Genomic DNA, 5,673 nt, shown 5'->3' on the forward strand with positions numbered 1-5,673 from the left:
ACTCTTGTGCCTCTTCCTGATCCAGCTATCGCATACGCTTGCCTGTCCGCTCCCGCTCAATTCGGCTTCTTAACGGACGACTAAATATCTCCCTCACGGCTTGCCGTAGTTCGGCGCCAGCAAGCGGTTGCGGATCAGATAGCTCATCGTGCGCGTCCAGGATTCATCGGTGTTGCCGCGCATATCGGCGCTGGCGGCCGTGATCATGTTGCCGGTCTTCACGTCGCGCAGGTAGATGTTCAGATTGATGATCAGGTTCGAGACCTTCTGCACCATGCCAGTGATTTCCAAATCGGCACCCAGCTGCCCGGCAAGCTTGAGGTCGCAGCCGCCGCAGGCCTGCAGATTGGCGTGACGGGCCGCATCCCGGACCGGCGCAATATCGATCAGCTGGAACCTGCCTGACTCAACCAGTGCCTTGCGCAACTGCTCGGTGATGAGGTCGAGCCGCGCTTCCTCGGGCTTGGAGCCGTAGAACTCGCCAGGCAGGCTGGTGTCGATCAGTTCGAAATCGAACACCGCGAGTTTCGGCGGATCGGCGAATGCGGCCGAGCCCGTCAACAGCAAAGCGGCGAAACATATCAGCGCTCGCATGATCGTGATTCCCGGCGTGGCGGCGTGAGGACGAAATGCGGGGTTGCATGCCCTGACAAATCGGTCATGCTTTAGCAGAGACAATTCTCCATCGGCGGTCAAGCCGGGGAGAACATCTGGAGGAAACATGATCCGATGGTTGGTCGGCCTGATCTGCCTGGGTTTTGCTGCGACGAGTGCGCTCGCAGCCGACCCTGTCATGATCGGCGTCGGCTATCTCGGAATCGCCGGCACCAGATCAACGCTGTCGCTGGTCGAGCAGCCCGCGGAGAATGACGGCGTCGCCGGCGCACGCCTGGCCATCGAGGACAACAACACTACCGGCAAATTCCTCAACCAGCGATTTGCGCTGGAGGAGCGTCGTATCAAGGAGGGCGAAGATGCCGTGCAGGCCGCGACAGAGCTCGCCGCACGCAACGGCTTCATCATCGCCGACCTGCCGGCCGACACGCTGCTGAAGGTCGCCGACGCCCTGCGCGAGCGCGGCACGTTGCTGTTCAACGCCGGCGCGATCGACGAGCGGCTGCGCGAGGCCGATTGCCGTGCCAACGTCATCCACACCGCGCCGACGCGCGCAATGCTGGCCGATGCGCTCGGTCAGTATCTGGTGTGGAAGCAATGGAAGCGCTGGCTGCTCGTGGTTGGCTCGCATGACGAGGACAGACTGTTCGCCGATGCGCTCCGGCGCACCGCGACGCGGTTCGGCGCCAAGATCGTGCAGGAGCGCAGCTTCGAAGACAAAGGCGGCGCGCGCCGCACGGACTCCGGCGTGACGCTGATCCAGCGGCAGATGCCGGTGTTCACGCAACAAGCTCCGGCCTATGATGTACTGGTCGCCGCTGACGAGAGCGAGGTGTTCGGCGCCTACCTGCCCTATCGCACCTGGGATCCACGGCCTGTCGCGGGCTCGGCCGGCCTCGTGCCGCGGAGCTGGGACGCTGCGCAGGACCAGTGGGGCGCGATCCAGATGCAGAACCGCTTCGTCAAGCTCAACGCGCGGCGGATGACTGCGCTCGACATGCAGGCGTGGACCGCCGTGCGCATGATCGGAGAGGCCACGTCGCGCACCAATTCCGGCGAGGTCAAGAAGGTCACCGATTTCATCAAGGGCCCGGAGTTCTCGGTCGCCGCCTTCAAGGGCACGAAGCTGACCTTGCGCGACTGGAACCTGCAGCTGCGCCAGCCGATCCTGCTGGTCGATGGCCGCATGGTGGTGTCGGTGTCGCCGCAAGAAGGTTTCCTGCACCAGGTCTCCGAGCTCGACACGCTCGGCTATGACCGCCCGGAGAGCAAATGCAAGCTGAAGTGAGGACATTAAAGTGAGGACTTGGACGTTCCGCGCGTGGCGTGTTGGGTTGCTGTCCGGATTGGCGCTGGCGGCAGCACCGGCGCATGCGTTCATCGCCTATGTCTCGAACGAGAAGAGCAACACGGTGTCGGTGATCGATACCGAAAGCTGGACGGTGACCAAGACCATCAAGGTCGGCCAGCGCCCGCGTGGCATCGACTTCACGCGCGACGGAAAGTTCGTGATGGTCGCGGTCGGCGACGACGACACGATCCAGATGATCGACGCGAAGACGCAAACCGTGGTGGACAGCCTGCCCTCCGGTCCCGACCCTGAATTGTTCGCCCAGGATGCCGCCGGCAAGGTCCTCTATGTCGCCAACGAGAACGACAACACAGTGACCGTGATCGACCTCGAGAAGCGCGCTCGCCTTGGCGACATCCAGGTCGGCGTCGAGCCCGAGGGCATGACCATCAGCCCGGACGGCAAGACGCTGATCAACACGTCCGAGACCACCAACATGGCGCATTTCATCGACACGTCGTCGCGCCAGATCGTCGCCAACGTGCTGGTCGACGCGCGACCGCGCTTTGCCGAATTCAAGCACGACGCTTCCGAATTGTGGGTGTCCTCGGAGATCGGCGGCACCGTCTCGATCATCGACCCCGGAAAGCACGAGGTGACCGGCAAGATCAATTTCGAGATTCCGGGGTTGAGGAAAGAGGCGATCCAGCCCGTTGGCATCGGCATGACCCGGGACGACAAGACCGCCTTCATCGCGCTCGGTCCCGCCAATCGCGTCGCCGTGGTCGATACCGCCTCGCGCAAGGTGACGAAATATCTGCTGGTGGGACAGCGGGTCTGGCACATGGCATTCACCCCGGACGAAAAATTTCTGCTCACCACCAATGGCGTCTCGAACGACGTCTCCGTCATCGACGTCGCCGCGCAAAAGGTGATCAAGACCATTCAAGTGGGCGAACTGCCCTGGGGTATCACGATCGCGCCATGACCAGCCCTGTTCCCATCGCCGAACAACGCGAAACACCAAGGCCCGATCCGGCGACCGTGCCCGCGCTATCGATCGACGACGTCAGCCACGCCTATGGACCGCGCCGCGCGCTGATGGACGTGTCCTTCAACGTGCAGCCCGCGAGCTTCACGGCCCTGCTTGGCCTCAACGGGGCGGGCAAGAGCACGCTGTTCTCGCTGATCACGCGCCTGTTCGGCATCCAGTCCGGCCGCGTCGGCATTTTCGGCCATGACATCAGCAAGAGTCCCGGCGAGGCGCTGCGGTTGCTCGGCGTCGTGTTCCAGCCGCGCACGCTCGATCTCGATCTGTCGCTGACGCAGAACCTGCTCTATCACGCCGCACTCCACGGCATCAGCCGCCGCGAAGCCGGCGCTCGAGCCGCCGAGCTGCTCGGTCGCATCGGGCTTACCGAGCGCGCCGGCAGCAAGGTGCGCGATCTCTCGGGCGGGCAGATGCGGCGGCTGGAGATCGCCCGGGCGCTGCTGCACCGGCCGCGCCTGCTCTTGCTGGACGAGCCGACCGTCGGCCTCGACGTCAAGGCGCGCGCCGACATCATCAGCCATGTGCGCCAGCTCGTGAGCGAGCAAGGCATCGGCGTACTCTGGGCCACGCATCTGTTCGACGAAATCATGGCCGGTGACGATCTCGTGGTGCTGCATCAGGGCAAGGTGCTGGCGCAGGGACCGATGAGCCGCGTCGTCGCGGAAGCCGGCGCGCAGGACGTCAACACCGCCTTCATGCGCCTGACCGGCGCGCAGACCCTGCCGGGCGGCGGCGCATGAGCAGCATCACCACGCGCGAGGCGCAGCGCGGCTTCTCGGCCGCCGAATACATGACCTGCCTCACGGGCATTGTCTGGCGCGAGGGACTGCGCTTCCTGCACCAGCGCGAGCGGTTCGTCTCGGCGCTGGTGCGGCCGCTGGTCTGGCTGTTCATCTTCGCCGCCGGTTTCCGCCAGGTGCTCGGCATCTCCATCATCCCGCCCTACGAGACCTACATCCTCTACGAGGTCTTCATCGCGCCGGGGCTGATGGCCATGATCCAGCTCTTCAACGGCATGCAGTCCTCGCTCTCGATGGTCTATGACCGTGAGATGGGGAACATGCGCACGCTGCTGGTGAGCCCACTGCCGCGCGGCTACCTGTTGTTCTGCAAGCTGCTCGCGGGCACCGCGGTGTCGCTGCTCCAGGTCTACGCGTTCCTGCTGATAGCCTGGTTCTGGGACATCACCCCTCCCCTATCGGGCTATCTCACCGTGCTGCCGGCCCTGATCCTGTCCGGACTGATGCTGGGCTCGCTGGGCATGCTGATCTCCTCCGGCATCAAGCAGCTGGAGAACTTTGCCGGCGTGATGAATTTTGTCATTTTCCCGATGTTCTTCGCTTCATCGGCACTCTACCCGCTCTGGCGGGTGCAGGAGGGCAGCCCATATCTCTACTATGTTTGCGAGGCCAATCCGTTCACCCATGCGGTCGAGCTGATCCGCTTCGCGCTGTACGGACAGATCAACTGGATCTCGCTGGCGGTGGTCGCGACCTGCACAATCGTCTTCATGATCGGCGCGATTCTGGCCTATGATCCCTCGCGCGGGCTGGCGCGACGGGGGCCTGCGGGAGGCGAAGGATGACGGTTCGGGTTCTGGCCATGGCCGCTCTGATGCTCGCAGCCGCGAGCACGGCGGCACGCGCGGCCGATCCGCGCTATCCGGATTGGCCCTGCACGCAGGCCAAAGTGCCGGAAATTTCGCTCGCCGCCGTATGGGCCGGTCCTCCGCTCGACGACGTGCAGAACAAATGGAAGGACGACGCCAAGGTCAGCGCGCTGGTCGCCAAACTGTCGGCACGCAAGACGCCGCTGGACGAGGGCGAGAAGTTGGTGAAGGAGTTTTTGGCGGGCTCCGCGGCCGACAAGACCACGAACGCAAAACTGCTGTTCGCAGGCCTGTTCGACACGCTCAACGCTCAGCGCTCGCAGGTCATGAGCGGGCTGGAACGCGTCAGCCGCAAGCAGCGCGAAGCCGCCGACAAGATCCGCGAGGAGAGCGTCCAGCTTCAGGCGCTCCAAGGCGCCACGCCGCGCGACGAGGCTAAGGTCGATGCGCTCAGCAACGAGCTGATCTGGAAGACTCGCATTTTCGAGGACCGCCACAAGGTGGTGCGATTCGTCTGCGAGGTTCCCACCACCATCGACCAGCGGCTGTTTGCGCTTGGACGCGTGATCCAGCAGGAAATGGAATAGAGTCAGCCTCATTGACCGCTTGCGGCCGGTTCCCGCGCCTCCATGGCGATCATTAACCTGCCGCCGTGCTATATGCCGGAACCAAATCGGTCTAGGATGTCTTGTCGACGGGTAATCCAAGGCATCGGGAGGCCTCGATGGGAACCACGAAATTCATCCTCGCAGGCGCTGCAGCCATCAGCATGCTCGCAAGCAGCGCATTCGCTGACGATCTGACCGGAATGGTCACCCGGATAGATCGGCTCAACAGCACGATTTCGATCCAGCAGACGCAGAAGGGCACAGTCGGCGGCAGCGCAGGCGGCGCCGGCGCGCTCCAGGAGTATAAGGCCAAGGATGCCGCGATGCTCGACGCCGTCCACGCCGGCGACAGGGTGAGCTACTCTGCGACCGACAATAACGGGACGGGCACGCTGACGAAGTTGCAGAAGCAGTAAGCTTTTCCTCGCCTCTTCCCACGTGCGACAGGGCGTCATGGCCGGGCTTGTCCCGGCCATCCACGCACAGCCACGAGGCACCA

7 protein-coding genes are annotated in these 5,673 nt (G+C 63.8%); 6 read left to right on the forward strand and 1 reads right to left on the reverse strand.

Translation table 11 applies throughout. From position 1 onward, the window contains the following. Window positions 1–93: 93 nt before the first annotated feature. Complete coding sequence (locus tag IVB32_RS05040; RefSeq protein ID WP_247368975.1) at window positions 94–594, reverse strand: DUF3280 domain-containing protein; 501 nt, start codon at window positions 592–594, stop codon at window positions 94–96. Window positions 595–721: 127 nt separating this feature from the next. Between IVB32_RS05040 and IVB32_RS05045 the strand changes: the two genes are divergently transcribed. The 6 genes from IVB32_RS05045 to IVB32_RS05070 all read left to right on the forward strand — a co-directional run bounded on the left by IVB32_RS05045 (window position 722) and on the right by IVB32_RS05070 (window position 5,590). Next, complete coding sequence (locus IVB32_RS05045) at window positions 722–1,903, forward strand: ABC transporter substrate-binding protein (protein WP_018460283.1); 1,182 nt, start codon at window positions 722–724, stop codon at window positions 1,901–1,903. Between the two features lie 10 nt (window positions 1,904–1,913). Beyond that, window positions 1,914–2,894, forward strand: a complete 981-nt coding sequence (locus tag IVB32_RS05050) for a YVTN family beta-propeller repeat protein (RefSeq protein ID WP_026233991.1) — start codon at window positions 1,914–1,916, stop codon at window positions 2,892–2,894. Then, window positions 2,891–3,697: an ABC transporter ATP-binding protein gene (locus IVB32_RS05055; RefSeq protein ID WP_018460285.1), complete on the forward strand. Its 807-nt coding sequence runs from the start codon at window positions 2,891–2,893 to the stop codon at window positions 3,695–3,697. Before IVB32_RS05050 ends, IVB32_RS05055 begins: the two co-directional genes overlap by 4 nt. Continuing rightward, window positions 3,694–4,542, forward strand: a complete 849-nt coding sequence (locus IVB32_RS05060) for an ABC transporter permease (RefSeq protein WP_018460286.1) — start codon at window positions 3,694–3,696, stop codon at window positions 4,540–4,542. Before IVB32_RS05055 ends, IVB32_RS05060 begins: the two co-directional genes overlap by 4 nt. Further along, a complete protein-coding gene (locus IVB32_RS05065) occupies window positions 4,539–5,153 on the forward strand; it encodes a hypothetical protein (protein ID WP_026233992.1) in 615 nt (204 codons plus the stop codon). Before IVB32_RS05060 ends, IVB32_RS05065 begins: the two co-directional genes overlap by 4 nt. 137 nt (window positions 5,154–5,290) lie before the next feature. Beyond that, window positions 5,291–5,590: a copper-binding protein gene (locus tag IVB32_RS05070; RefSeq protein ID WP_007601401.1), complete on the forward strand. Its 300-nt coding sequence runs from the start codon at window positions 5,291–5,293 to the stop codon at window positions 5,588–5,590. The last annotated feature ends 83 nt before the right edge of the window (window positions 5,591–5,673 follow it).

Origin of the sequence: Bradyrhizobium sp. 23 (assembly GCF_023073295.1) — a bacterium.
Classification (GTDB): Bacteria; Pseudomonadota; Alphaproteobacteria; order Rhizobiales; family Xanthobacteraceae; genus Bradyrhizobium; species Bradyrhizobium canariense_D.

Excerpts from the sequence above, each read along its gene's own strand:
- IVB32_RS05040 (WP_247368975.1), bottom strand. The coding sequence starts at position 594 with ATGCGAGCGCTGATATGTTTCGCCGCTTTGCTGTTGACGGGCTCGGCC.
- IVB32_RS05045 (WP_018460283.1), top strand. The coding sequence starts at position 722 with ATGATCCGATGGTTGGTCGGCCTGATCTGCCTGGGTTTTGCTGCGACG.
- IVB32_RS05055 (WP_018460285.1), top strand. The coding sequence starts at position 2,891 with ATGACCAGCCCTGTTCCCATCGCCGAACAACGCGAAACACCAAGGCCC.
- IVB32_RS05060 (WP_018460286.1), top strand. The coding sequence starts at position 3,694 with ATGAGCAGCATCACCACGCGCGAGGCGCAGCGCGGCTTCTCGGCCGCC.
- IVB32_RS05065 (WP_026233992.1), top strand. The coding sequence starts at position 4,539 with ATGACGGTTCGGGTTCTGGCCATGGCCGCTCTGATGCTCGCAGCCGCG.
- IVB32_RS05070 (WP_007601401.1), top strand. The coding sequence starts at position 5,291 with ATGGGAACCACGAAATTCATCCTCGCAGGCGCTGCAGCCATCAGCATG.